We start from the raw sequence: 23284 nt of genomic DNA on the forward strand, positions 1-23284 counted from the left end.
TCCTGGTAATCGTGTAATTTTATCCAATAGAGTCATCGGGAATAGTTTTGTTAGTTTGGTCACTACAAAGCTCTCCTTTTTGACTCTATTTTTTTATCCTTTTTGCAAATTGTCTAGTAGTATAAGAGGGAATATAAAAGTAGAGTCAATCCGTCAGAAAACAGGTGTTTCACAACGCTATCTGGACACTATTTTTCGGCAATGGGTAGGTATTACACCTAAAGAGTTTAGTAGCATTATAAAGATCAACCACTTTATTGACTACAGACAACAACATCCGGAAAAGAAACTGACAGAATGCAGTTATGAGAATCAGTTTTTTGATCAATCACACCTGATACGCATCTTCAAAACTTTTACAGGCCAGTCTCCCAAGAACTATTTTCATACGCCTCACACAATCAGTACCTATTTCGCACAGGGTTACTAGTTCATTTTTATACAATTTTCATACTGTTTCAGACGGTTTCTTTGCTGAAAAAACAAATCACAAATGAAAGGTATTTTGTATTTTCTGCTTCTGACACTACCCGAGTATTTACTGGCTCAAGGTGCTATTGCTCATTTTTCAGTATGGAAGCCCAATTCCCAGCAGGAGCACAAATTTGAAGAGGGGTATAAGAAACATTTGTTATGGCATCAGGCCAATAAAGACCCGTGGAGTTGGTATGGATGGTATGTCTTGTCGGGGCCAAGAAACGGATATTTTGTAGACGCCACTTTTGATCACAGCTGGAAAGATTTTGACAACTCCATCAAGCCCGCTGACGATCAGGCAGACAACCAGTTGCACACATTTCCATTTGGCGACTATCTGACAGGATATAAGCTAATAGCTCTGCCTCAGTTAAGCATCAACACCACTAATGGCCTAAAGTCACGCTTTTTACGGGTCATAACGCTTCAGGTCACTCACATAGACCAGGGTCAGCAAGTAATTGAGAAGCTCAAGGCCGTTTATTCCACTCGCCCAGTTAAGACATTTCTCGTTTTTAAAGCAGTAGATGGAACTGAACTCAATCTGCTAACTATTTTTATAGGGCTGGAAAGCTTTGAAGAATTTGCTCAAACCGAAAATATACAGGATGATCTGGCAGGTATTGAAGATAAACTCAAAAGTCAGATTATAGTATCCTGTACATCCGAGACATGGGTATACAAACCGGATATGAGTTTGTTTCCTGGCGGAAAACAGTAAATCTTTTGTCTTAGTGTATTTAGGGTTCTTTTTATAAGTAACCTCTAAATACATAACTGAAAAAAGTTAACACCTACAGTTCAATCAAAAAATGAGGACTTTATAGTATTTGTTATCTATAAGACAACAAAAATACCCACTAAATAAAGTATATTTTATTTAGTGGGTAAAGAAAAATGTATAGCTGTTTGAAAGAATCTTCTACCCTTTAATCATTACCAGATGTTTTACGAGTATATCGGCTCACAAAACAATCAAAGCACTCTTGTGCAAGAATTAAGTCACCTTTGTCAAAATCATAACTTGTTCTAAAGCCTCCGTGACCATAGTCAATCTGAGAGGCTATTTTGCCTGTATACATACTGGTATCTTGTATAATCTGGTAAGTGAGATCTGAAATTAACTGACCATTTTTATAGATACGCTGATGCGCATCCGTTGTAAATTCCACCTCAATTGTTTCGTTGGTAGATGCAGGAGTATTAGTAGTACCTGCAATACCCCCTGATGATTGCACCCATACCCAGCGTCCAACCAAGTCTGTACTGGAATATTTTTCTGCTGGTGAAACAGAATTTGTATTACATTGGGTAAAGGCTAAAAGTATAGCCACGAAAAACAGGTGTTTCATGTTTTTGTCGTTTTTTATCATGACCCACACTAAACCCCAAAGGTTGCAAGTATTTCTAAAAAAAATCATTTAAATCATAGATAGACAGAAATAGTCTTTAGTACTTTATACAAACACAATCTACTATCTACCAATCAAAGAATGACGTCTAAACACTACTTGTCTCTATTTTTTATTATTCCCTTTATAACCACCCTTCCTGCAACGTTCCAAACATATTCTGAATGTAGTTGTCCAATTTCAAATGGATATATAGAAATTAGAAAAGAGCCTTTATTTTATATGGGACAACCATCCAGAAATGCTATGATTAAATCTGATAAGGATTCTCTGGTTATAAATACACATGAAGGACATTTACTAGTAATAGCCGAAATTACAGGGTTATTACTAGTAGGTATAAAGAAAAAAGAACAACTTTTTGTGTATTCTAAACTAAAAAAAGTTTTTTTTCAGAAAGGAGAGGTCATCAAAAAAGGGGCAGTATTAGGTATTGCGAAAAAAGACGAGAGTACTCAAAGGTACATTATTGCGTTTAGTGTTTGGAAAGACATAGACAAGCTTGAGCCCGAATTATTTATCAATTGCCATAAACGAGTAGTTAAGTAAAATTACAGTTATCAGACTGGCTCTTTTTAACTTTTCAAAAAGATGAAAACACTTTCACTAATAATCCGCAAGGAGTTGCTGTTAGCAAAAACAATGTAATTGCTGAGCTTATTACTGCATAAGATGATCGCGTTACTCCCCGCTTTGATCAAATGTTACTGATGGGAACACTTAAAATTTAACTACTCTCCTGGCAGCTTTTATATAAACTATACTGACAATAGATTCCTCTAAAATAGTGTACGTAAAGGCAACCTGATTAGGATTATTTTGTATAGCCTCCCATGTCTGACGATCTACCAGTTCCTCCTCTTCTGCATATTCTATATCTTTTTGTATAGGAAGTTTATGGAAATGCTTTTTATCAAAAAAGTCATAGAATCCATTTAGCAGTTTTTCTTTGGTTAAACCAGGATTCTCTTCATTAGTTTGTGCAGAGTAGGTATACAGAGACAATCCTTTTAATGTGTCAGCGAAAATGCGTTTTCCTTTATAATCTTTGATATAAAAATAAACCTTTGCATTCTCATAATCTGTTGAATTGACAATCATCTGAAGACAGAAAGTATCTGCATGTTTCTGGTCCGAGAAGAAATACTTTTTCTGTGTAAAATACCTCGTACTGATATTAACAGGATTAGTAGCAAAATTAAAACTCAACAGACAGTGTAGAAGAATCAGAAGGTTCATTTCTATTAAAGGACTACAAAAGTTATATACCACGACCAATACAAACCAGTACTACACAAATGTATACTACTGGTTTGCAAAAGTAACTCACATTCTTTATCTATACTCTAAACCATCTTTCTCCCAACGAATCTGATTACAGATCCTTTGCCGTTATGGTATTTCCCTTCTTCTAACATAACATCTTCTTCTTCTAGTAATAGCAATTCATAGTTTTGAAAATCAGCCAGTATCTCTTCTTTAGAATACAGCATAGCCACATCCTTTGGTCCTCCCACTTTGGGATTCTGTTTCACAAGGTGTATATGTTTTTTGCTAAATGCTTCCAGAATTACGATTCCACCCGGTTTCAGAAACGTGTCCAGCTTTTTGTGAAATAGGGACTTCTTTTCAGCGGAGAAATGGGCATAGATAAGGCTAATAGCATCAAATGACTCGCATTTAAACGCAAGGTGTTCCAAATCCCCTACAATATACTCCAGACTCACGCTATTTTCCTTTGCCAGTTGCAGGGCTTTGGCTTGTCCTTCTATACTTTGATCAAAGGAAGTGACTTTCCATCCTTGCTGTGCTGCAAATACCCCATTGCGACCTTCTCCATCTGCGGGCATTAGGATAGTGCCAGGCATAAACTTCAGAAGCCACTCCTTAAAAAACAGATTAGGTATTTTGCCATAGGCAAACTCTTGCTCTTTATATCGTTCGTCCCAATTCGGATTTATATTCATGGTGTTTTATACTAATGGTTAAGTTGTCAGTGAATAAAGAATTGACTACATACAAACTATTCGTGTAGTTTCTTTGTGATTTAGCTTTTATCATCTCGTGTAACAATTAGTCGAAGGACAGACTCCACAAAAGGTACACCTACAAACACCATCCAGGGGACTAATGATATGGTTAGTAAAAACGTCCGCTGATACAAAGGCAATGCCGCCAATGCCTCACCGAAGAAATAAAGAAATAGGGTAATGGAAGGATAGATAACAATCCAGATCTTGAAAGATGCAATTAATTTTAACTTTGTTTTCATACACAGGAAATTGCTTTTGAGAATCATTTTATTTATCTCAAAAGTAGTATCAATGAGTAAGTGTATGATAGGACAAAAATGCAGTTCAACAGCACTTATCTGAAATTATGCCGAAAGGCTTCTGGTGAATAGCCTGTGTGTTTTTTAAAGAACCGGATAAAGTAGGAAGTATCTTCATATCCCAGATAATACGCTATCTGATTGACCTGATTGGAAGTAGCCAGCAGATAGCGTTTAGCTTCCAGAATACAGTAGTCTGTAATGAGTTCGGAACAAGTTTTGCCCAACATGGATTTGGTAATAGCATTTAACTGGTAGACAGACAAATTCAACATATCTGCGTAGTCAGATACCTGCTTATGAGTGGTAGCATGGGTTTCTAACAATTCAAGTAATTCCTCCAGGCGTTCTTGTCCATACAGGTTTGTACTCGCCGAACTCTTTTGATTATTCTGTCGAAGAAGTTCAATAAAACAAATGCCCAGATTTGCCTTAATCACTTCCTGAAATCCTTCTTGTTGGTCAGTATATTCCTGAAATATATACCTCAATACAGAAAACAGTTTCTCAAAATTCTGGTCATTCAACTGATAAGAATTAATCGATCCTACCCTACGTAATACATGACTGGCTTTATGATCCTGAGGCGAATAGAAAGCTATTGTGAATTGCATCAGATATCCTGTACTACCAGCTTTTAGTGTAAGTTTATGCACCTGGCCAGGGCGCATAAAGAAAATAGTATTGTCAGAGACTTCATACGGAATAAAGTCTATCTCATGAGATCCTGCTCCTTTCTGTAAAGCCAACATGTAAAAGAATGTATGCCTGTGTGTATCCTGCATGCTGTCTTTGCCACCAAACACATCCTGTACATCCCGTATACTAAAGCTATCCGACAGAATCGATTCCTTAGAGACAGTGGTAATACTTCGTATGGGAATATTTTCCATACGACAAATGTAAAACTAATTCCCTTTACGAACCAGACAAGCTCCAATAGCTGCCATTACAGCTACTACAGATGCCACTGTCCGGACATGATTCCAGATATTCCATCGGCCTTCGAATAAAGATCTTTGTGTGTGTATCTGTTCCGAACTAGCAGTTGAAAGTGAGAAAGCATCCAACTGGTTATTCAATGGAACATTAGCTACTATTGTTACCCCAAACACACCAATGCCATACACTACAGAAGCTGCTAACAAAACCAGAAATGCGGACTTATTCAAAGAATACTGCTGAATACAAGCCCAGGGAAGTAATAGTAGCGCTCCAAAGAAGCAGCTAAAGAACAATGGATTTTGAATTTCACGATTAATAGATTGCATAGCTTTGATATATTCTATATCAGACAATTTCTGCAACCCAAGGTACACAGAAACAGAATAGGCAAAAAACAACCCTGCCATCAATGCAGTCAGGGTTGTTGCCACAAGTAAGATCGCATCAGGGAACTTCATAGGATGCACTGTAGAGAAAGTCTAAATTGATTTTTACCATGTACTAGTTGGAAATACTAACAGCCTTTCGGGAATAAAGTCTGTTCTGCAATTGCTGTAACATGAAATTCGCCACATCTGCTCTGGAAATTTTGAGGCTTAGCTTTTTATACTTTCCATCAAAATCCACTTTGTAGGTATTGGTCACCGAACCATTGGTAAAGGCACTGGGACGTACAACAGTATAATCCAGTGAGCTGTCAAAAATATAACGTTCCTGTATCTGATGATCCTGAAAAGCCTTTTTGAGCAACCAGCCAAACATGATGTATTTCCAGAAGAAATTCAGATTACCCGCACTGTTCCCCAACCCCAGTGTAGTCTGGCAGATAAAACGTTTACTACCCGTTTTTTGCATGGCATCCAAAATGTGTCGGGTACCTGTTGCCCGTACCTTTCCACTGGCACCATCTCCAATGGCGCACAATACCGCGTCCTGATTTCGGATGGCATTTTCTACATCATCGGCATTCTGGAGATCACCTTTGACGATTTGCAGATTATTATGAGCAAAAGTTGCCAGCTTTTCAGGAGAACGGGTAAAGGCTGTTACAGAATGTCCCTGTTCTAATGCCTGTTTCACAAGTTGGGAGCCTACACTCCCGGTAGCACCAAAAATAATGAGCTTCATAGTGGTAAGAAGTTTAAGTTATACCACAAAGTTGGTGCATGGGGAACGCGGAAAATAGAATAAAAACGACAGCTGGTGATTTTGTGCTTATTTTTTTGAAAAAACTTTGGGTGTTTTTCCAGTATAGGCTTTGAAAACACGGATAAAATGTGACTGATCAGCAAAACCGTTTTCGTATACAATATCCGTAAGCTTATTATAATCTTTTATCGTGAGCTGTTCCAGTGACAACTGAAACTGAATAATCTGAGCAAACTGTTTGGGTAATAATCCTGTTTCGCTGACAAATCTTCGTTCAAGGGTACGTGGGTTAAGTTCTAATTCTTCTGCAATAGCTCGAATCGGCTCCTGTCCTTTGGTAAGAACAATTTTCTCAATTACCTGTCTGATTGTCAAATCGAGACTTTGTTTTTTGAGTTGAAACATCTGATACAGGAAAGAGGTTAATGCTTCTATTCTCTGCGAAAGCTCTGAACAGGCCAGCAATTGTTTGGTAAAAGTGGGAGTATCAAATTCTTTCAGTTGTGCCAGGTCGTAACAATTATCGTTAATAGACCTAGGAGTGACTCCAAAAAAACTCTTTAAGACAAAAGGATACAATTGGTAGATAATCAGTTGATAGGTTCCATCTATTTCCATCTCAATGGGATGAAGTGTTTGTCCATATAGAAACAACACTGGCATCTGCTTTTTGTGAGGATTCACGATTAGGCCATTGGCTGTTTGCTGAAATAGTAATCCGGGATAACCATCGGCAAAGAAAGGTAGATTGGTTTTGATATCAGAATCTATATTTTCAAATACCCAGATGGTTTTTACAAAAAGAGCAATCGATTTATCAGGAACTATAGTCTGAAAATTCATTCTATGTTAGTACAGGTTATACGAGGCAAAGCTGTTTGGGTATAAAAGTTTACACAGCAACTTTCATCCCATTGTGATTTATTGTTTCTTTCAATACTTTTAACCAGATATTTATCTTTCCTATAAATAGAGGCTAAAGTACATTACTTATGTATCTTGAAGATAAAACCTTTTTATTGTTTTTCATCTTGCACTTATGACAAGTTTTAAATTAGTTGTTCTTTCTTTTTTGATTACCAGCATTCCAACAGGCTTATTATGCCTGGTGTATGAATACCCTCTCATTGCCACTTCATCTCCTTATAGCCTTTTTGACTTTACTATGTTTGGACTTTTGCTAGCCGTCATGAGTTATAGTCTGGTATATATTGTCTTACCTGTTCTGTCACACCTCAAAAACGATCTTCAATTTACACGCTCTGACAAAGCTTTTTATAGTATCTACACACTGCTATGCCTTCATTTTTTTATACTGGTAGGAGGTTATCTGGAATCGGGCATGTATATTCGTGAGGGTGCTGACTTCCTGTATTATTACAAAGGAGCGGGTAACAGTCTCATATATGTTCTGACAGGTACTGTCACTTCTCTTATCATTGCTGCACTATATGCCACGCAACATTCTGTACCTGAATATGAGACAAAGGAATAAAACCAGTTTCCTTTCATACATAATTGCTTGACAAGTAGGACACTAAATAATCATTTTTGTAAAAAGCCATCCGGTTTTGGCATAACATTTTTTACTATTTGTCATAGATATCATACTCCTATCTTCTTGGCAATCAAGCGTTATGGATATTACCAGCTATTTACAACGAATCCTTTTTTCGGGTCCTATTGTACCTGATACTCAAACTCTGATAGCTATTCACGAACAACATATCTATCAGGTGCCCTTTGAAAACTTAGACGTTCGTTACAACCAACTTTTTGATTTACAGCTGGAAAAGGTATATGAAAAGATAGTTACCCAAATGAGGGGTGGCTTTTGTTATGAGCTTAACCTTATTTTCAACTGGCTTCTCAATAAGATAGGATTTTCAAGTAAACTCATTTCTTCCCGCATTTTTGACGATGCAGGCAATCCCGGCCCTGAGTTTGACCATATGCTGGTACATGTAAAAACAGACAAAGATTACCTTGCAGATGTAGGATACGGCGATTTGTTCATTCGTCCACTCGAGATACGAGCGGGTGTTCAAAGTGACGGCAGAAACTTCTTTAAGATAGAAAAATACAATGATGAAAACTTTCTACTTTCTATGTCACCGAATGGGATTAAATTTCAAAAAAAGTATATCTTTAATCTGATGCATGTCACCCCAGATGCATTTGAGGAAATTTGCCTATACAAGCAGACGAACCCAGAGTCTTACTTCGTCAAAAATACAATCTGCACGAAGCCCACAAAAACAGGTAGAGTAACCATATTCAATAATAAACTCATCGAAAAAACAACCAGTCGGCGATTTGAGGATACAATTACAGATGATAACCACTTAAAAAAGCTTTTAAGAACAAAATTCGGCATTGAATTAGGTCTGTCTATGTAATTTAAACCAGGTATATTACTCTTATCAATTTACAGATATAGAGTAGCATGTATACTAATTTGTCAGTACAAACGTTTAAGTAATATGACATCTATAAAAAACCCATCAATGGATAACGCCAGCAATACGATTGCAAGCCGTATCCATTACCTTCGTACCCGAATTGCGGGTTTGACACGGACTGACTTTGCACAGAAACTAGGCAGTAAACCTGTCAATATCGCAATATTGGAGCGAGGTATACGTAAGCCTAGCACGAAGTTACTTGACAAATTTCAACAGGTATACGATGTCAATATTAATTGGCTATTGACAGGAACAGGGAATGTTCTGATAGAAAAAATTTAGTAGTAGTATTTTCAATAAGAATTATCTCAAACAAATAAACCCCTGAGAAGGGGTTTATTTGTTTGAGATAATATAATCTAAAGTAGGTTATATTAAGCCAGTTGAACATTCACGGCATTTAAACCCTTCTTTCCTTTCTCTACATCAAAGGTAACTTTATCGTTCTCTTTGATCTCATCAATCAAGCCTGAAACATGAACAAAAATCTCTTCATTGGAAGAGTTTGACTTAATGAATCCGAATCCTTTCAGATTATTAAAAAATTTTACGGTACCTTGTTGCATTAAACAGTTTTTTAAAATGACATCTTTAAAGGTATGGTAATTAACTGAAAATAAAAAACTTACATTAATATATATTTTGAAAATAAGCCCCTGGAACAACGCAGTTTCGTCAACAAAAAAGAAAATCACCAAAATAGCTATTTATCCAAAAAATAGTGTAATATATGTCTATATAATTGGATATATTGATGCAAAGCCAAACTAATTAGAGTAATAAAGTGTTATTATTACAGCAACGCATTTTTTTACGGGTATTCGTTTCAATTCTTTACCCGGTATATGAAGGCCTACCGTATTTATATCACCTTAAAACAACAAATCAATCCCTTATGGCAAAATCCAGAGAAACGTATAATAAGAAAGAAAACGTAGTAAAAAAACAAAAAAAGAAACAGGATAAAGCAGAAAAAAGAGCCGAACGAAAGACCCACTCAGATAAAGGAAAAAGTGTAGAAGAAATGTTTGCTTATGTAGATGCAGATGGTAATATTACCTCTATCCCACCAGATCCCAAACAAAAAAGAGCCATCAAGCAGGATGAGATTGTGATTGGAGTAGCCAGACAGGCTCCTGCTGATCCGGCATTGGATGTGAGAAAAGGCAAAGTCACTTTCTTTAATGAAGCCAAAGGCTATGGGTTTATCAAAGATTCAGACAGTCAGCAAAGTGTTTTTGTACATGTAAAAGAACTCCGTCAGCCTATCAAAGAGAATGATCGTGTAACCTTTCTGATTGAACAACGGGAAAAAGGGCCTAGTGCTGTCAGTGTACAACTGGCAAGCTAGTTTCCTATATGCCATCTTTAACTGTCTAATCTCAGAATAGTTATGAATGACCAGTATAAAAGCAACAAGTTTCTAATCTGGATAATAAGTTGTATAGTGCTGGTCTTTGTAAATATATCTGTGAAGGCACAAACTCTTGCTTCATTACGAACAGAGGAATCGGATCAGATTTTGAAACAAATCAAAGCGTTCCTGGTAAGTAAAAATCTTCAGAAGAACGATAGCGACCCACAAAAGCCAGATATTCTGGAAATTCGTAATCAGACACTATTGCAAAATCAATCTGTAGGAGTATACCACTTTGGTGCATCTGCCAACGAGAGTAAACAATATATACTACTCAGAGATCATGCACTCTGTACTATCCTTGATCCTGACCAGTTAGGAAATACGGTCAAGATGACAACTGACTTTTTGCGGGAGCATCACTTTACTTCTGCAGAGATAGAAGAGTACTCTCAGGAAATACAGCGTATTTATGAATATAATCAGAGCTTTAGTAAGTAAGCCTTTAAAGGAAGGAATCACTCATTATACATGCAAAACATCCTATGAATACATAGTAGCTATGGTACTCATAGGATGTTTATAGTTCAATAGCAATTATTCTACCAATCCAGGTACCTGAACCATTTCATTGGCATCAGCCTGATAATCTACACCTGCCACATCAAACCCAAACAGATTCATAAAATCGGCTTTATAGCCAGCCAGATCTCCAATCTCAGGCAATGACTCTGTAGTAGACTGTTCCCACAAAGCAGCGACTTTAGCCTGCACATCTTCTCTCATTTCCCAGTCATCAATACGGATACGACCTTTCTCATCAGTTGGTATAGCAGATCCTGCAAACAAACGAGTCTGGAATAAACGCTGCATCTGTTCGATACAACCTTCATGGATACCTTCCTCTTTCATCACCTTATATAGCAGGGAAATATACAATGGAATTACAGGAATGGCAGAGCTGGCCTGGGTTACCAATGCTTTATTTACAGAAACATATGCCTGTCCATTGATATCTTTCAGGCTATCTGCAATGGTAAAAGCAGTAGCTTCCAGATCATCTTTGGCACGACCAATAGTTCCTTTACGGTATACAGGTTCTGTCAGTGCAGGTCCAATGTATGAATAAGCCACAGTAGTAGCACCAGGAGAAAGCAGATTAGCACCTTTTAATGCTTCAATCCACATCGCCCAGTCTTCACCACCCATTACGGCAATAGTATTGGTAATATCTTCCTCTGAAGCAGGCGTGATGCTAATTTCAGAAACAACTCCTGTATGGAAGTTAACCGTTTTGTTAGTAAACGTTTGTCCGATAGGTTTCAGAGCCGAATTATAGACTACTCCTGTTTTAGGATGTGTTCTTCTTGGTGAAGCCAGACTATAAATCACCAGATCTACAGTTCCCAGATCTGCCTTGATCAGATCCATGGTCTTCTGTTTGATCTCGTCCGAAAAAGCATCCCCATTGATACTTTTGGCATATAGTCCTGCTTTCTGAGCTTCTGCCTCGAAAGCAGCTGTATTATACCAGCCGGGCGAAGCAGTTTTGCCTTCTGCAGGAGGCTTTTCAAAATATACTCCAATGGTAGCAGCACCTGCTCCAAAAGCACTGGTAATGCGCGAAGCTAAGCCGAACCCGGTAGAAGCCCCAATAACCAACACCTTCTTAGGCCCGTTGATTGCGCCTTTGGATTTGACATAATTAATCTGATTGACTACATTCTGCTTACATCCTTCCGGGTGTGCTGTCAGACAGATAAAACCACGTATTCTAGGTTCAATAATCATTCGAATAGATTTGATAGGTTAATGTGGTATCAAATATGTTTAAGAATTTCGATGCAAAGTACTCAATTTACCCATTAACTACCAAGCGTTCTTTGGAATCCCGGTAAATAGTCTAATTTCAGCTAATTGAAAAAATACAAACTTCATGCAACTGAAAGTCAGCATCACGCATCTACAGGGAAACTATACCAATCTGATCCTATGCGATTTAGTGTACTTCTGGCCTGTTTTCTTAGTATTTCCACAACGACCTTAGCCACCTGGTCTATTATTATTGTAGATCCTGTTACAAAAGAAATTGGCATAGCAGGAGCCTCTTGTACCTATAATTGCTATGGCATTGGACAGATTATACCAGGTAAAGGTGCTATTATAGTACAAGCGATGAGTAACAAAGATGCCAGACGTAAAGGACTTAACATGATTGAAGCTGGAGCGTCTCCCGAAAAAATTATTGCAGCTTTGCATGATCCGTTATTTGATCCCGAAAAACAACAATATGCTGTTGTTACTCTTTCCCACCTCGCTACACCTGCCACATATACAGGTGCGGCTACCCATACCTCTCATGGCACATTGACAGCTGCAGGCGTTTCTGTACAAGGCAATACTTTGGCTTCAGAGGAAGAATTAAAAGCTATTCTGGATGCTGTGATACAGGGACAACAGGATTCTCTGCGTATTGATGAAATTCTGATGCGTGCACTGGAAGCTGGTTCTACTGCGGGAGGAGACAAACGCTGTGGCGAACAACGAGCCACTAGTGCGTTTCTGATGGTAGCCAAACCCACGGACAAACGAAAGCCCTATCTGGTTTTGCAGTTTTTTGGTCAGAAAAGAGGGGGTCTTAATGCTGTGTCACTTTTGCGTGGTAAGTATGAGAGATGGAAATCAAAGCATCAATCATAGAGATATTTTACGTTAAATGTTTACTTGATGCATTAGCAAGTAAACATTTATAGAGAATTTCTATTCGGGCACCTGCATAATACAACTCATTTTCATTAATCAGTTCTCTTAATTCCATTAATACAGATAAGGAATTAGCAGTAAGCAATTCAGCATCCGGATCATATTAAACCTTTGACATTTAGGGTCCATGCACTCTCCTCATCTTCCTGACATATATATAATTGTAATGGCCCTGTAGAATAGAAATACTTATAAGAAAGCGTTTTAGTTAACAGTAATCTTGTAATAACTATTCTTTCTTCAGCTGGATAAAACGCTAGCGAAGTCCTTCTCAAATAGACAATTGAACACAAAATAAGAAGAGTTAGAAATGGTATTATTATGACCCCAAAACCAATTGAAAACAAAGCAAGAGTAAAGGGAATGATATAAGATTCCAGTTGGGGAAATATAATAAATGTGTAACAATCATCTTCTTTTAGCAGTTGGGGTTTCCTATTAAAAACAGAAGAATCAAGTCGTTTTTTGACTGATTGTATCTGCTGCCTAATACTAAGTCCTGACTTGTTAAGAAATAACATCACTATTGCAGAATATACGATTATCACCTTCTCAAATATAATCGCAGGAATAGTGTACAAAAAGCATCCTCTGCATCGAAAATGACATATGTAAGTTGTGCCACAAGAGATAGCTTTGTTACAATATAATTGTGCGAAAGGTCAGATTAACTCTGGGTCTGGAAACTTTTTTAGTTTTAGGTAGTGCATGATGCCAGTATGTCTGAGTTGTCCCTTTCATCACCAACAAGCTACCATTCTCCAGAATTACAGAAGTAGTCTGTTTGGTTTGTTTGTGTCTGAAAGAAAATTTACGTTCAGCCCCCAGACTCAGAGAGGCAATCTCGGTATCGGGTCCCAGGGCTTTCTCATCATCGCTATGCCATGACATGCCTTCGTTGCCAGTATGATAGAGGTTTAACAGACAGGAATTGAAGGTTGATCCGGTTATTTGTTCAACCAATGTTTTTAATTTTAGCAGATCAGAAGTCCAGAGTAGGGCCTGCTTGGTAGTATTTGAGTAAGTATACTCGAATTTCTCATCTCCATACCAGGCTGCCATCCGTTTGGTAACAATGTGTTTACCAAAAATAACTACTTCATCATTTTTCCATTCAATAGTCTGAAGTAGTTGATTCAGGTAGTAGCGGGCATCCGTTGCAGACAGAATCTTTCCATAGTAGTGTGCAATTCCATCTGCAGGTAATATATTTACAATAGGGTCAGTATTAAATAAGTCCATTTTTCCACTTTTGATAAGTATGCCTCATGCAATGTGCACAAGGCCTGTAACCATGTGTGATAGCATCCTCCTCTGATCTGAAAAACACACGGTTCTCTCTTTTCATTCGCTTACCGGATGCACAATGTAAAGTTCCATAAATTTTCAGTTTAGCATTACCTCCTAATATAATCTCCCGATGTCGGATTTTATGCCACAAAAGACGATCTGTCAGCATACTATGTGATATCATACAAGTCAGCTTAGTGCATCGTGAAAAATAATTCCCAAGGTATGGCGTTCGCCACTGTGAAGTTCACTTACCCCATGTTTCATAGCTGCCCGGTAATACCCTTTGCTCCCTTTCACCGGACGAAAACTGGTCGTAAATAACACCATATCTCCTTTTCGTGGAGTTAGTACCATAGCTTTGGATTGAGCACGTGGAGTTTGTTGCATCAACACAAATTCACCACCTGTAAAATCCTGTCCCGGTTCATTCAGAAATAAAACAATCTGAATAGGAAAAAAGATCTCTCCATACAAATCCTGATGCAGTGTATTATGTCCTCCCTTGCCATATTTCAGTATCAGCACGGTTGGCTTCTGCTGTCCATGCAAATGGCAAAGCGACTGCAATTCAGCAAATGTATCGGGAAAGATTTTATCTATGTGTAAGGCTTTCATCCAGCCATTGGCAACAGGTGCTAGGTGTTCATACACAGATTCCCGTATAGTTTGTATGGTATCCGGCAAGGGATACTGAAAATACTTGTATTCCCCTAATCCAAAGCGGTAACGCTCCATAACAACTGTCTTGCGATACAGGGAAGGATCATCGTATTGTTGAATTAGTTCTTCGCATTGTGTCTCAGACAGCAAAACAGATAGACAGGCAAAGCCTTTTTCATTCATCTCTGTAGTGATTGACTGCCAGTTCAGTGCATCAATCTTTTCTTTTATAGATTGCATATTCCTCTGGTTAGTCAATCGGTGATAATTGTTTTGGCCGCTTCCCAGCCAATCATAGCTGTTTTACGGGTTGATCCCCACATATAGCCTCCAATAGTTCCACTTGCCTGAATCACCCGGTGGCAGGGAATCAGAAAGGCAACAGGATTACTGCCAATAGCAGTACCAACAGCACGGGAAGCATTTGGCTGATTGATTTTGCCTGCTATTTCTCCATAGGTAGATAAATGTCCCATAGGAATACGTAAAAGGGCCTCCCACACCTTGAGTTGAAAGTCTGTACCCTTTAGATGCAACCGAACCTGATCCAGCTTGCTCCAGTCATGGGTAAAGATATACAAGGCATTCTGCTGAAGCAGATCCAGCATTTGTCGAAAGCGGGCGTTAGGAAAGTGTTGCTGCAGATCCTGTAAGGCTATCTGTTCATTCTCAGCAAATGCCATATAACAAATGCCTTTGGCTGTGGAGGCCACAATGATATTGCCGAAAGGACTTTCTGCATAGCTATAGTTAATAGATAGATTCTCCCCTCCGTTCTTAAACTCTCCGGGTGTCATTCCTTCTATGGTTACAAAAAGGTCGTGTAGTCTGCTTGTACCGGATAATCCGGTTTCATAGGCAGCTTCGGATAGAGATACTTGTCTATTCTTTAAGATCTGCTTGGCATGTTCTATACTGATATACTGAAGAAATTTTTTAGGACTCACTCCTGCCCAGTCTGTAAAAAGACGTTGGAAGTGAAAAGGGCTCAGGTGTACTTTTTCTGCTACCTCATCCAGGTTAGGCTGGTCTTTAAAGTTTTGTCGTATATAATCTATTGCCTCTGCAATGCGATTATAGTGAATCTGTTCCTGTGTGTTCATCTTATCATGAATTAGATGATACAAAAATAGCAGGCCAGACACCGTTCCAAAACCCGAAACTTGCGCTCCTTTATTCTTAGTTGGTTAACATTGCTGCTTGACTCCACTCTCTCACGACAAATAATCTACATTTCTATTTTTATCAGTCACTATATTCATTTCTACACTATAAGGCAGGGAATAATTCTTCATAGTTTAATCTATTGATTTTTATACAAAAAGTGGCAGTGTAGTCTATACATAACAGACCACTGCCACCTACTAGTGACAAAACAGAGCAAGGAGGAATACATTCTTCTTATAACAATAAGACTGTTGTAAAGAAACCTATCCTGCAAAACTGGGAAGACAGAGAAACGGTCGTACCATAGCAGGCAAATACCGTTGCAGTTCACGCACCTGATCAATATCCAGTTTTTCTTGTATATAGCAAAATATATGTTCTATTGACTTCTCGGTATCTGCAGGAGTTGCAAAATCAAAAAAGGCCAGCTTACCAGCTTTCTTACGGATCAAATCCACAAAGTTACACATTTCAGGAGGGACAGAAGGTAGATCAGCTGTATTCCAGTTTTCAATAAACAAAGCTTTCATAGGATGAGGCAGCAACATCAGAATTGCAATGGCATCATCCAGCTTAAGAAGATCTCTCAGTGAGTGGAGGACAGTTCGTAATATACGAACTCCTTTTTCAGGATCTCGTTCCCAATGTAAGTCTCTGGTCAGATCAACCAATTCCGGATGAATTTCGTCAAAGTGTGCTTCGATGATAGTAGTCATGGTATTGCCCCTCCTGCGAGCAATGCTATTAGCTAAAAAATAAACAAAACAAAAATACTTTGAAAGAAGACAGGGATGCTATGACATCATATACTCCAGCAGATGATCTTCATCATACTGGCAATAATTATACAAACAGGTCACTCGATACATATTCTGGTAAAAGTTACCATTACAGATTGGATATTCATGTATAAACCAAGGTATCAAAGGCACAATACCTCAATAGAAATAAAAAAAGTAAAACACTGATTACCAGAAACTTCCTTGTGTCTAAAATTGTACTTCAGACACATATCCATTTCTTTTTCTTATATGAGACAAGTAGTTGTGGCTATAAAAAAAGTGAATAAAAGTAACCGATAAAGTTGTAAAAATCAAAGGAAAAACAAGAAAAAATTTATAACTTAGATAGCTGATTCATCTGTAATCACTACTGTACCATACAGGTCAGCAACGATAGATAATAAATCCAAAAAACGCATGCATACAAGTGAGATATATCATTGAAAAGAGTCCTGAGAAGAAGTAGATTCCATAAATTTTTTAACACCAGACTAGTATGAAAACCATTATTGTACCAACCGATTACTCTGAGAACGCCTGGTACGCAACCGAATATGCCGCTCATGTAGCACAGAAGACCAATGCTGGTATTATCTTGTTCCATGCTGTAGACCTTCCCCTGATCACAACAGAAGTTCCTGTAGACCTTCCCTCGCTGGATGAACTCAACCGGCATCATATGGCTCGCCTGCAGGAAATAAAGACTCAGCTAATCAATAAGTATCACATACAGGTAACCTGTAAACTTAGTCTAGGGGCTGTGGCAGAAGTATTGACCCGATACTTCACAGAGGAAAAGGCAGATCTGATTATTATGGGTTTGCGGGGAACAAATCCAGTTGGGAAATTGCTTATGGGCAGTGTAACTTCTACTCTGCTTAAACGTGGGGATCTTCCGATTCTGGTGATACCCAGAGACTTTTCGTATAAAAGCATCAAACATATTATGCTTGCCAGTGATTTTGATTCTTCCTGTTCTCTTACACCTCTCCGAGACATGGCAGAGGCTTTTGGTGCTCAGGTAGAGGTATTACGCTTGCCACAACCTATGCCAGCAGGCCATTCGCCGGAAAGAACTGCCAGCTATACTAATTTTGAAAATCAGCTGTCAGGAGTTAAGCTGGAATACACCTATCTGTATGGAGAGGACATTCAGAGAGGTATAGATCAGAGTGTGTGTGAATCGCATAGTGATTTGCTGGTGATGATACCACACAAGTATTCATTTTTTGAACGCATGTTTGATAGGAATAATATCACGAAGATGGCATTTCATACCAAAACGCCTCTATTGGCATTGCCAGCGGAAAAATAAGGCTTCAATCACTTATTTTTTATCCCACATGTTGGATGTAAGTATAAAACATAAGTCATCCCGAATGTTGGATTTGAGTGAAACACAAGCCTATATTTTTGAAAATGTGGGCTTGTGTTAATTTTTAAGAATCTCTCCTGTCATTTGTGTATAGACCCTTACATTATTCTTCCACTAGCTTCTTCCTTTTTTGCTTGCCCAAAAAACAGGGCACCAAATGAGAATTTAGTGAGCCAGATTTGTGCGTGAGCAAAAAAGGGCCCTTTTCTCCAATCCTCCTGAAAGGAACTCGTGACAAGACGGGCAGCTTTTCCTTTTGGGGTAAATTCTTTCTCTCAGAAAACAAACATGGCTTAATTTGTCACAAGTTTCTTTCAGAAGGACAGAGAGGAGGTATTTCGTTCAGAAGGACAACGAGTGGTATTCTTTTTTTGTAAGGCAGGTTTCTTGTGAAGAAGTAAAAGCAGATTGTCTCTCTGAAAATCTCTTATGTTGGCAACATTACATATCTGCGTAAGTATGTTTATATAAAAACAACTGACTTCCAGCAAAATCCTCATTATTCTACAGGGTAAAGCGTGGCATAGTTTTATTGTATTTTATAGTAGTTGGGTTGGGTATGTGTGTCCCCTATTCTATTCAGGAAACACAATGTGATTTTTAGCTTATTAAATACGAACTCTTATGAAAAACTTAGTAATTGTTCCTATGCTTGGTCTACTGATCTGGCTGGGAGGTTGTGCAGGGTCTCAGGTTGTTACAGATCAAAGCAGAGACGTTGATCTAAGTAAATATCGTACATTTCAGTTTGCCGATGTTGATAATACTAACAAAGGAAGTGAGAATCCATTGTTTGAGAATGAGATTATTGAACAAAATCTCCATGCCTCTATCGCCAGGGAACTTACAGATCGCGGGATGCAACAAACTACATCCAATCCGGATGTAAAAGTTGCGTATCATACCTATACTGAAAAAAAACGGAGTACTGGAAATAATTACTATCCAATGATGTATGGTGGCTGGGGCTGGCGTTATTATCCCTGGGGAATATCTCCCTTTCCGTATGCTGGCAGGCAAAGTTATTCTTATACAGAAGGAACCCTTATTATTGATATCATAGATGCAAGCACCAATCAACTGGCCTGGAGAGGGTCAATTGCAGGCACTGTAGATAATCCCCGCACATTGAACCGACAAGTTGAAAAAGCAGTAATAGCTATTTTCAAAAAATATCCTGTGTCTCAAGAGTCAGACCAGGAAAAGGCGTTGAGTCGAAGAAAATAAAACAGTTTGCTAAACAAGAGTTATTTCAAAGTTTTAACTATTAGTATTGAAACCAGAGTTTACACTTTTTAAAAGAGTGTAGGCTCTGGTTTTGTTTGGAATATCTGGTAAGCAGTCTAAAGAAAAGCGCTAAATAAGCGAAACATCTAATTCACTTTCAGGCACTGTTTTCAACAAATAAGGTAGTATATTTAGCTTACGTCAGAATTCAGTATAAACAGCCATCACCTACTCTACCTTTGTCTGCATGAAATCAGCTCTACTCTCTCTGCACTGTTGTTTATTTATATGGATACTTGTATCTGGTTGTAAAACGGATGATCCGAAACCTGATGTAAACCGGACTGTATTTATTGGTAGTGATGATGGATATGAATATGCGTTTGATGCCCTTACAGGCAAATTACACTGGAAGACTCAGATAGGTAACTATGTAGAATCCAGTGCTACGATAGCAAACGGATGGGTATATGTAGGAAGCTCCGATGGCAATCTCTATGCCCTGGATACCACTACAGGTAGCACCAAATGGAAGGCTCCTACTCATGGATTTATATTCTCCACCCCGACAATAGTTAACAACAACGTATATCTGGGTAGTCGCAGTGACACGATGTATGCAATGGATGCCATGAGTGGCACCATCAACTGGAAAAAGAATATAGGTAAGGATATTGAAAGCAGTCCGGTAGCCATCAATGGATTGGTTTACATTGGAGGAAAAGATGGAGTTTTGTATGCACTGGATCAAACAATGGGAGATCTGAAATGGAAAGTTTCCAATATAAACGCTTCATTTTCCAGTCCGGCAGTAGTTGAGGGAACAGTATACATTGGATCTGGCAAGGATACACTTTACGCATTTAATGCCAGTACAGGTGCCTTACAATGGAAAATGGCAACAGGTTCCTTTATCTATTCGAGTCCTACAGTAGCCAATAGAATAGTCTATGTAGGATGTTATGACAAAACCCTGTATGCTGTTGATGCAGCCACAGGGACACTGAAATGGAAGTTTACGGCTAATAGCTCTATCTATTCTAGTCCACTTGTAGCAGAGGGAATTGTGTATATTGCCTCTCATGCCGGTAGTACACTATACGCCCTGGATGCAGTAACTGGCACAGAGAAATGGTCTACTACGGTTACCAGCTATTTATTCTCCAGTCCGGTGGTTGCCAATGGCATAGTGTATATAGGCGACCTTTCAGGTCAGGTATATGCCATTGATGGAATAACCGGACAGAAGAAATGGGTTTCCAGTACCAACGGTGCCATTTATTCCAGTCCGGTAGTAGTAACGAAGCAACACAAAGTCTTTCACCCAGGTATTAGTGGGGATATACAGTAAATAACCCTGCTATGAATGCAGTTGTGTTAATCGTGCTAGGTACTGGTCATTTTCGTCTGTAAATAACAATTCACAGGTAAACCCTGCTGTTTCTGCATACTCAGAAAGTACATCAAAGCTTACAAACAACCAGGCAAAAGGCTCTCCTTTTACTTGTTTATATTCCATTTGGTAGGTAACTTCACCATAATATGCACCATTCAGATCAATCCAGTATCCTCCCTCTTCATCCTCATACATATATAGGATGTCAGCTGAATCCAGCAGTATCTGGCCATCCGGTTTCAGCATATCTTTGGCCTGCTCCAAAAAATTAGCCAATCCATCCAGCGTCCCTACTACTCCCAGTCCATTCATCATCATCAGGAGGGTATCATATTTTTCGTCTCCGAAGTCCAGTATATTCACGCAATGGGCATTCTGAACGCCACGTTGATTCATAACCCAGACAGCCCCTTCTGAAACATCAATAGCGGTAGTAGTCAGGCCTCTAGATTGCAGTATCAGCGAAAGGCTACCAGCTCCGGCTCCAATGTCCAGGACATGGCCCCGACAGGCAGTAAGGGCCTGCTTCTCAAGCTCAGAGATAGTTTGTTCGTTTCGGAAAAAGTGTGCCACAGGCAGATATTCTTCTTCTGCAATATCAATATGTACAAGAATTGTATCGGAAGAAGAAGGGTTTGAAAGATACTCTTTTAATGCATCTCCTAGTGGATCACCCCATGAATCTGTGTGTGAAGGAGTATCCTGCAAGGGTAATTTCTGATCACTCATGAACGGTTTGTATGCTGAAATTGTACCAACATATTGTCAATTGCCCAAAAGTAGCTATTTTCGTGCATTCAAAAAAAACCGGATTGGTGTTATTATACTGAATAGATCCTTTCTCTGTCAAAAGAAGAGCCATTATATATGTTGTGATTACGCATCTGAGATCAGAACTATACAACTGACTATCAACCTTGTGAGGAAGCACATTATTCTTTATACCTATACAATCCAATAATCTGAACAGAAATTAAACCAACCCGAAAAATCTGAACCTGTATGACTATCCATAAAGAAGGACGTATTTTATTGCTGGTCTCTTTGCTATTCCTGATTATTCTGAATGGCATTCTCTTCAATTTCTTTGCTGCGCCCTGGACCTGGATCGTACTAGTGATCTCCGTTGTTTTTTATCTGTTGATTCTACAATTCTTTCGTAATCCGTACCGTTTACTGACAAAGGCTGATCTTCAGGTGATTGCACCAGCGGATGGGAAGGTTGTGGTGATTGAAGAAGTTATCGAAACAGAATATTTCAATACTCCCCGCCGTCAGGTTTCTATTTTTATGTCACCGATCAACGTGCATATTAACAGAACACCTATTGAAGGGATGGTTCAATATTTTAAATACCATGCAGGTAAATACCTGGTAGCGTGGCATCCTAAAGCCAGTACAGAAAACGAACGTACTACGCTGGTTATCAAATCAAACAGTGGCACTGAGATACTTCTTCGCCAGATTGCAGGTGCATTGGCTAAACGCATTCGCTGGTATATAGCTGAGGGACAACTGGTTTCGCAAGGACAGGAATTTGGTTTTATTAAATTCGGTTCACGAGTAGACTTATTTTTACCGCTGGATGCAAAGATTCTGGTAAATCTTGGAGATAAGACCAAGGGTGGTGTGACTGTGATTGCAGAGTTGACTAAATAATCAGAGGTTTTCAGCAACAGATATAGATATATCTTCACTGCAGTATAAAAGGACTAACAACGCCTGTACTTTTAAAAGAGTACAGGCGTTGCTTTTTTAAGTATTTCTTACTTTCTCCTCTATTATTTTTCTACGTTTGATACTTTAGAGATATCTCTTCATGTGAATTTGTTTATAGTCCTGATCTAATATCTTTATTCTTTGCATACTTCCATTCTTATCTATAGTCCAAGACATCACTCTTTCTACCATGTTACTTTTTTGCTTATTAGGTTTCCTTTATTTCCTCAAAGATAACTCTTTCTAGTATTTCACTTTTTGCTTGCTTAAAGAGTTTATTTTTCCAAAGATCACTCTTCCTACCATGTCACTTTCTTTGTCACGCCACAGCGTGATAACCAAAGAAAAGGCACTTTTCTCCGATCCTTCTGCCCGCAGGCCAAAGGCCAACCTCGCGGAGAAAAGATTGCCTACGCACCTACACCACCGCACACGATTGAAGGCAATTTTGCTCTCTTTGTAGCTAAATACTTAGTCGCACAAGTTGTACCAACTTTCACCCCTCAACCCTCTCTGGTTGTCCCATTCTCTTTTCCGCTCTCACCTTTTTTACTTCTGAAAGGAAGTCTTCTTTCTCGCCACTCCCCTATCCTCCTCCCCTTCGGGATCCTTCTGAACGAAATACCTCCTCTCTGTCCTTCTGAAAGAATCTTGTGACAAATAGAGCCATGCTTGGTTTCTGAGAGAAAAGTATACTCCAGTCGGAGAGGCCGCCGGTCTTGTCAAGAGATTCTTTCAGAAGGACAGGAAGGGACATGATTTTTC

Annotated in this window: 29 protein-coding genes; 13 read left to right on the plus strand and 16 right to left on the minus strand. The window is 38.7% G+C overall.

Annotation, left to right across the window (positions count from 1 at the left end; genetic code table 11):
* Both QNI22_RS28740 and QNI22_RS28745 read left to right on the plus strand, forming a co-directional pair.
* Positions 1-430, plus strand: a 430-nt coding sequence (locus QNI22_RS28740) for a helix-turn-helix domain-containing protein (RefSeq protein ID WP_314516271.1), incomplete at its 5' end; no start/stop codon positions are given.
* A 63-nt stretch (positions 431-493) separates the two neighbouring features.
* Positions 494-1198, plus strand: coding sequence for a hypothetical protein (locus tag QNI22_RS28745; protein WP_314516274.1), 705 nt, complete (start codon positions 494-496; stop codon positions 1196-1198).
* Between the two features lie 208 nt (positions 1199-1406).
* Here QNI22_RS28745 and QNI22_RS28750 read toward each other — a convergent pair whose 3' ends face one another.
* Positions 1407-1829 carry a hypothetical protein gene (locus QNI22_RS28750; protein WP_314516276.1) on the minus strand — a complete coding sequence of 141 codons (423 nt, stop codon included), beginning with the start codon at positions 1827-1829 and terminating at the stop codon, positions 1407-1409.
* A 306-nt stretch (positions 1830-2135) separates the two neighbouring features.
* Between QNI22_RS28750 and QNI22_RS28755 the strand changes: the two genes are divergently transcribed.
* Positions 2136-2438, plus strand: a complete 303-nt coding sequence (locus QNI22_RS28755) for a hypothetical protein (protein WP_314516278.1) — start codon at positions 2136-2138, stop codon at positions 2436-2438.
* 171 nt (positions 2439-2609) lie between these two features.
* On the opposite strand, the gene QNI22_RS28760 is transcribed toward QNI22_RS28755, so the two are convergent.
* From QNI22_RS28760 to QNI22_RS28790, 7 genes are all read right to left on the minus strand, one after another.
* On the minus strand, positions 2610-3128 hold the full coding sequence (locus tag QNI22_RS28760; protein WP_314516280.1) for a hypothetical protein: 519 nt from the start codon (positions 3126-3128) through the stop codon (positions 2610-2612).
* 107 nt (positions 3129-3235) lie between these two features.
* Positions 3236-3856 (minus strand): class I SAM-dependent methyltransferase, encoded by a 621-nt coding sequence (locus tag QNI22_RS28765; protein WP_314516282.1) that lies wholly within the window; start codon positions 3854-3856, stop codon positions 3236-3238.
* Between the two features lie 80 nt (positions 3857-3936).
* Positions 3937-4161, minus strand: coding sequence for a putative antibiotic biosynthesis monooxygenase (locus QNI22_RS28770; RefSeq protein ID WP_314516284.1), 225 nt, complete (start codon positions 4159-4161; stop codon positions 3937-3939).
* 95 nt (positions 4162-4256) lie between these two features.
* A complete protein-coding gene (locus tag QNI22_RS28775; protein WP_314516286.1) occupies positions 4257-5114 on the minus strand; it encodes an AraC family transcriptional regulator in 858 nt (285 codons plus the stop codon).
* Between the two features lie 15 nt (positions 5115-5129).
* Positions 5130-5624 (minus strand): anthrone oxygenase family protein, encoded by a 495-nt coding sequence (locus QNI22_RS28780; RefSeq protein ID WP_314516289.1) that lies wholly within the window; start codon positions 5622-5624, stop codon positions 5130-5132.
* A 43-nt stretch (positions 5625-5667) separates the two neighbouring features.
* Complete coding sequence (locus tag QNI22_RS28785; protein ID WP_314516292.1) at positions 5668-6294, minus strand: NAD(P)-dependent oxidoreductase; 627 nt, start codon at positions 6292-6294, stop codon at positions 5668-5670.
* Positions 6295-6381: 87 nt separating this feature from the next.
* Complete coding sequence (locus tag QNI22_RS28790; protein WP_314516296.1) at positions 6382-7158, minus strand: helix-turn-helix domain-containing protein; 777 nt, start codon at positions 7156-7158, stop codon at positions 6382-6384.
* A 196-nt stretch (positions 7159-7354) separates the two neighbouring features.
* Between QNI22_RS28790 and QNI22_RS28795 the strand changes: the two genes are divergently transcribed.
* The 3 genes from QNI22_RS28795 (at position 7355) to QNI22_RS28805 (ending at position 9062) form a co-directional block, all read left to right on the plus strand.
* The gene (locus tag QNI22_RS28795; protein WP_314516299.1) at positions 7355-7810 is read left to right on the plus strand and encodes a hypothetical protein; all 456 of its coding nucleotides are present in this window, start codon (positions 7355-7357) and stop codon (positions 7808-7810) included.
* A 142-nt stretch (positions 7811-7952) separates the two neighbouring features.
* Positions 7953-8714 (plus strand): arylamine N-acetyltransferase family protein, encoded by a 762-nt coding sequence (locus tag QNI22_RS28800; protein WP_314516301.1) that lies wholly within the window; start codon positions 7953-7955, stop codon positions 8712-8714.
* A gap of 84 nt (positions 8715-8798) precedes the next feature.
* Entirely contained in the window at positions 8799-9062 is a 264-nt protein-coding gene (locus QNI22_RS28805) for a helix-turn-helix domain-containing protein (protein WP_314516303.1), read from the plus strand.
* Between the two features lie 92 nt (positions 9063-9154).
* On the opposite strand, the gene QNI22_RS28810 is transcribed toward QNI22_RS28805, so the two are convergent.
* The gene (locus tag QNI22_RS28810) at positions 9155-9346 is read right to left on the minus strand and encodes a cold-shock protein (RefSeq protein WP_314516304.1); all 192 of its coding nucleotides are present in this window, start codon (positions 9344-9346) and stop codon (positions 9155-9157) included.
* Between the two features lie 329 nt (positions 9347-9675).
* Between QNI22_RS28810 and QNI22_RS28815 the strand changes: the two genes are divergently transcribed.
* A complete protein-coding gene (locus QNI22_RS28815; RefSeq protein ID WP_314516307.1) occupies positions 9676-10131 on the plus strand; it encodes a cold-shock protein in 456 nt (151 codons plus the stop codon).
* A 42-nt stretch (positions 10132-10173) separates the two neighbouring features.
* The gene (locus tag QNI22_RS28820) at positions 10174-10638 is read left to right on the plus strand and encodes a hypothetical protein (protein WP_314516310.1); all 465 of its coding nucleotides are present in this window, start codon (positions 10174-10176) and stop codon (positions 10636-10638) included.
* Positions 10639-10734: 96 nt separating this feature from the next.
* Here the strand turns inward: QNI22_RS28820 and fabV are convergent, their stop codons facing one another.
* Positions 10735-11928 (minus strand): enoyl-ACP reductase FabV, encoded by a 1194-nt coding sequence (fabV, locus tag QNI22_RS28825; RefSeq protein WP_313978454.1) that lies wholly within the window; start codon positions 11926-11928, stop codon positions 10735-10737.
* A 126-nt stretch (positions 11929-12054) separates the two neighbouring features.
* On the opposite strand from fabV, the gene QNI22_RS28830 reads away from it, so the two are divergent.
* Complete coding sequence (locus tag QNI22_RS28830; protein ID WP_314516313.1) at positions 12055-12837, plus strand: DUF1028 domain-containing protein; 783 nt, start codon at positions 12055-12057, stop codon at positions 12835-12837.
* Positions 12838-13539: 702 nt separating this feature from the next.
* Here QNI22_RS28830 and QNI22_RS28835 read toward each other — a convergent pair.
* The 5 genes from QNI22_RS28835 to QNI22_RS28855 form a co-directional block, all read right to left on the minus strand.
* A complete protein-coding gene (locus QNI22_RS28835) occupies positions 13540-14142 on the minus strand; it encodes an alpha-ketoglutarate-dependent dioxygenase AlkB family protein (RefSeq protein WP_314516315.1) in 603 nt (200 codons plus the stop codon).
* Positions 14129-14374, minus strand: a complete 246-nt coding sequence (locus tag QNI22_RS28840) for an Ada metal-binding domain-containing protein (RefSeq protein WP_314516317.1) — start codon at positions 14372-14374, stop codon at positions 14129-14131. Before QNI22_RS28840 ends, QNI22_RS28835 begins: the two co-directional genes overlap by 14 nt.
* A gap of 5 nt (positions 14375-14379) precedes the next feature.
* Positions 14380-15093 (minus strand): 2OG-Fe(II) oxygenase, encoded by a 714-nt coding sequence (locus QNI22_RS28845; protein ID WP_314516319.1) that lies wholly within the window; start codon positions 15091-15093, stop codon positions 14380-14382.
* 14 nt (positions 15094-15107) lie between these two features.
* Complete coding sequence (locus QNI22_RS28850) at positions 15108-15956, minus strand: bifunctional helix-turn-helix domain-containing protein/methylated-DNA--[protein]-cysteine S-methyltransferase (RefSeq protein ID WP_313978464.1); 849 nt, start codon at positions 15954-15956, stop codon at positions 15108-15110.
* Between the two features lie 327 nt (positions 15957-16283).
* On the minus strand, positions 16284-16736 hold the full coding sequence (locus tag QNI22_RS28855; RefSeq protein WP_313978469.1) for a DUF2267 domain-containing protein: 453 nt from the start codon (positions 16734-16736) through the stop codon (positions 16284-16286).
* A 562-nt stretch (positions 16737-17298) separates the two neighbouring features.
* On the opposite strand from QNI22_RS28855, the gene QNI22_RS28860 reads away from it, so the two are divergent.
* The 3 genes from QNI22_RS28860 to QNI22_RS28870 all read left to right on the plus strand — a co-directional run bounded on the left by QNI22_RS28860 (position 17299) and on the right by QNI22_RS28870 (position 20755).
* The gene (locus tag QNI22_RS28860) at positions 17299-18117 is read left to right on the plus strand and encodes a universal stress protein (RefSeq protein ID WP_314516322.1); all 819 of its coding nucleotides are present in this window, start codon (positions 17299-17301) and stop codon (positions 18115-18117) included.
* Between the two features lie 684 nt (positions 18118-18801).
* Positions 18802-19404: a DUF4136 domain-containing protein gene (locus QNI22_RS28865; RefSeq protein WP_314516324.1), complete on the plus strand. Its 603-nt coding sequence runs from the start codon at positions 18802-18804 to the stop codon at positions 19402-19404.
* Between the two features lie 247 nt (positions 19405-19651).
* Positions 19652-20755, plus strand: coding sequence for an outer membrane protein assembly factor BamB family protein (locus QNI22_RS28870; protein WP_314516325.1), 1104 nt, complete (start codon positions 19652-19654; stop codon positions 20753-20755).
* Positions 20756-20764: 9 nt separating this feature from the next.
* On the opposite strand, the gene QNI22_RS28875 is transcribed toward QNI22_RS28870, so the two are convergent.
* Entirely contained in the window at positions 20765-21529 is a 765-nt protein-coding gene (locus QNI22_RS28875) for a class I SAM-dependent methyltransferase (protein WP_314516326.1), read from the minus strand.
* A gap of 273 nt (positions 21530-21802) precedes the next feature.
* On the opposite strand from QNI22_RS28875, the gene QNI22_RS28880 reads away from it, so the two are divergent.
* The gene (locus QNI22_RS28880; RefSeq protein WP_314516327.1) at positions 21803-22459 is read left to right on the plus strand and encodes a phosphatidylserine decarboxylase family protein; all 657 of its coding nucleotides are present in this window, start codon (positions 21803-21805) and stop codon (positions 22457-22459) included.
* The last annotated feature ends 825 nt before the right edge of the window (positions 22460-23284 follow it).

The sequence above is a fragment of the Xanthocytophaga agilis genome (assembly GCF_030068605.1).
Taxonomy (GTDB): domain Bacteria; phylum Bacteroidota; class Bacteroidia; order Cytophagales; family 172606-1; genus Xanthocytophaga; species Xanthocytophaga agilis.